The following is a 2,395-nucleotide window of genomic DNA, read 5'->3' as shown; positions in this document are numbered from 1 at the left end:
ACTCCTGCGGTCGGCGGCCCGGCGTTCGGCGGCCGGGACCCGGGCGGTGCGGGAGACCCGCCGACGGTGGACAGCGCCGCGACGGTGTCCGCGGAGAAGTCCGCCGCGGACTCCCGCACGGGCGGCAGTGCCTCCGCGGGAGCCGGGGAGCCGGCCGGTCCGGCAGCAGCGCCGCCGCGCACCCGGACCGGCAGGCCGAGACGGTGCCGAAGGCGGTCGGCCTGGGCCCTGGCCGCCGCCCGCCCGCCGCCCGCGGCCAGCAGATCGGCGACCTGCCGCACCGCCGCCCGGTAACGGTCTCCCGCATACCGGGCGTCGGCCTCCACGGCGTGCAGCTCCAACGGCAGCACCAGGGCCTGCGCGGTTCGCCACGCCTCGTCGAGCGCTTCGTCGTCCCGCTCCGGCGCGGCAAGCGCCCAGTCGGCGTACGCCTGGCGCCACGTGCGGCGGGCCATGTTCGCTGCGACCGTGTCGAGCACCCCCGGCCACGGGCCGGGCCGGGCCATCAGCGTCCGCACCCGCTCGACCGGCGGCAGCGGGAGCGACGGCTCCTCCGCTGTCCCGCCGCCGGGGGCCGCCAGATCCGCGGCGTCCGCCGGCAGGTCCTCGGCCGTCACCTGTGCGGCGATCCACCGCCGTTCGGCACTGCTGTGGGAGAGCGCGGGCACCGCTGCTCCCTCCGGCTCCCGCCACCGCTCCAGCGCCGCCGTCCAGGCCTGTTGCGCCCGCTCGGTCCGGGCCCGGGCGGCCTCGAGCCCGGCGCGGCTGTCCGTGCTGCCGCCGACGCCGGAGGCCAGCCGTTCCTCCAGTGCCGCCGTCCGCGCGGTGGCGGCGGCCAGTTCCTCGCGCGCTGCCATGACGTCGGCACTCGCCCCCGCGTCGTCCTGCCCGAGCCGGTCCGGTGCGGTCGGATCCGCCGCGGGGCCGGCATCCGGTTCCATGAGCCGCCCCTTGCCCTTGTCCGGGCGGCCGTCCCCGGTGCGGCCGTCCCCGGTCTCGGTCGCGGCACCGCCTTCGGCCGCCGCGACTGTCGGTACAGGCACAGGCGGTTCGGGTACAGAAGGTTCGGGCACGGGCGGTGTGGCCGTGGGCGGCGCGGCGGCGGGCTCCTGCTCCGAAGCGGCGGCCGGGCCCGTAGACGAGCGCGGTGCCGGCTCCGGAACCGCGTGGACCCGGTCGGCGAGTGGGGCAGCCGAGTCCGCGGGCGCTTCCGTTCCCGTACCGGTGCCGAGCAGACGGCCGGCCACCTGCCGCACCGACTCCCGGAACGGCTCCTCGGCGTACCGTGCATCGGTCCGCCCAGCATGCGCTTCCGCGGGCAGTACCAGCGTGCGTGCCGAGTCCCAGGCGCGTGCGACGTCCTCGGAAGTGGCGCCGGCCGCGGTCGGCCCGGCGGCGAAGTCCTGGAACGCCGATTCCCAGATCCGTTCGGAAGCCCGCGCCGCGACGGCCTCCAGCTGCTCGGTCCAGGGGCCGGGCCGCACCATGAGCAGGGCCGTCTGCTCCAGCGGCGTCAGTCCGCTGTCGCGCACGGGCAGCGTCCCGCCCCCGAGGACGGCGGCGATCCGCTGTCCAGGCCCGGGGGCGAAGCCCGCGGCTTCCAGCTCGGTGACGCTCACCGTCTCGTCCGGAGCCAGTGGCGGCGGGCCGCCGGCCAGGTCCGCGACGGTCAGCCGTTCCGCGAGCCATCGCCGCTGGGCGTCGTCGCGCCAGGTCTCCGGCGCGGCGGTGCGCGGGGGGTGCGGCGCGTGGGAGGAGGACGGGTCGGCGGCGGTGCGGACGTCCGGACGGGCGCCCAACCCGGAGCCCGGAGAGGCACCCGTCCGGGAGCGGGGCGGAGGCAGGGTGCCCGGATCCCGGGAGTTGTCCACCGGCCGATCGCCTCCGTGGCCGGAACCGCCGGTGGTGTAGCTGTTGTTGATGTAGTTGGTGAAGAGGTTTCCGTTCGGGAAGAGTTTGTTGTGGAGTGTGTGGCCGGGGGTGGTGAGTCCGGTGTGGAGGCCGCCGTGGACCAGGGCGCTGGTGCCGCCGCCGACCCAGTCGTTCCACTGGAACTCCCATTTGCCGTAGACCGCGCCGACCACGAGGAATCCGGCCAGGCCTTCGCCGGCTCCGTGGGCGAGGAAGGTGACGGGGACGTGCCAGAGGGTGTTGGTGATCGGGTCGGGTCTCTTGAACAGGTTGTTCAGGTTCGGGTTGTCGAGGTAGTTGCGTGGGTTGAACTGGTTCTTGTCGGGGGCGGGGAAGTTGTTCTTGTCGACCTTGAAGAAGACATCGACGTCGAAGTTGTTCTTGAAGAAGTTCGAGAAGGTGTTCTTGAGGATCTTCCCGATCTTGTTGAACAGCTGGATGAAGCTGCCGGCGCCCAGGCCCTGCAGGGCCGAGACCCACAGGG

Annotated in this window: 1 protein-coding gene; it reads right to left on the bottom strand. The window is 74.6% G+C overall.

Annotated features, from left to right (window positions below; translation table 11 throughout):
* The coding region (locus A949_RS31955) for a hypothetical protein (protein ID WP_037705709.1) at window positions 1-2,395 on the bottom strand (2,395 nt) is incomplete at both ends.

The organism is Streptomyces sp. AA1529, assembly GCF_000280905.1.
In the GTDB taxonomy this organism is placed as follows: Bacteria; Actinomycetota; Actinomycetes; order Streptomycetales; family Streptomycetaceae; genus Streptomyces.
The sequence above is the reverse complement of the archived record's forward strand: the minus strand, read 5'-3'. Positions and strand labels throughout refer to the sequence as shown.